This is a genomic window from Flavicella sediminum, assembly GCF_006381105.1.
Lineage (GTDB): Bacteria > Bacteroidota > Bacteroidia > Flavobacteriales > Flavobacteriaceae > Flavicella > Flavicella sediminum.
Genome location: NZ_VDET01000020.1, coordinates 992 through 1,901, shown reverse-complemented (window position 1 = coordinate 1,901; position 910 = coordinate 992). Strand labels below are relative to the sequence as shown.

Sequence of the window (910 nt, the reverse complement as noted above, 5' to 3'; positions counted from 1 at the left end):
ATTATCAACTCCCACACTAAACTTTATACAAAACCGTTAACTAAAATTGCTAAAAAGAATTTCTAACTAATTAAATTCTATGAAAAAACTAATATTTAATATTCTTATTATAAGTCTATCATTAAATATTTATGCTCAGAATTCACAAAAAGACACAATATATTTTTTATACAACAAACAGTATATTATAGAAGATATAGAGTTTAATAATTTAGATTGTAATGAAAAAGCTAAGAAAAAACTTTTAAATAAAAATATTACAAATACAAATGGATATATTTATTTTATAAAAGACACAATACTGACTAATCTCAACCCTAATCATATTCTACCTATTAAAGAATATATTGAAAATAAAGAGTTTTATTTACAAGGGAAATTTAACAAAATTGTAGACAAATGGAAACTTAAGAGTTTATTATTAGATAAACATATTATTTTCTTAGTTAAAGATAACAAATATATTAAACCAAAATATATTAATTATAATTCTTACTATCCTATTGGAAAAGGAGATAATGCAATAATCAATAAAACAAAAGACACACTCTTTTTCAAATTTGACGAGAATTATTTATTACAATTAAATAATGGTTCAGACAATTTAACTCTTGTAGATAGTAATTCTGATGAAACGTTTTACTTTGAAAGACAAGAAACAACCTTTGATTTAAAAGTAGAAACTAAACTTGATTTGAAAAATTTTATTCAATCATCGCAGTTTTTCAGAAAAGATTATTTTAGAAAATTACTGGATAATGATTTATCTGAATATTTAGAAAACTATGTCATTTTCTTAATTGATGAAAATAAATTTATAAAAGTTAAATCAAGAGTAGAAATTCAATAAGTAAAAAAAGAGTTAAGCGGACAGATATGATAAATTAGTTAACACCGCATAAAGTTAATG

Annotated in this window: 1 protein-coding gene; it reads left to right on the top strand. The window is 21.3% G+C overall.

The genetic code is table 11. The features are described 5' to 3' along the window. Positions 1–79 precede the first annotated feature (79 nt). Positions 80–850, top strand: a complete 771-nt coding sequence (locus FGM02_RS15575; RefSeq protein ID WP_139959428.1) for a hypothetical protein — start codon at positions 80–82, stop codon at positions 848–850. Positions 851–910 lie beyond the last annotated feature (60 nt).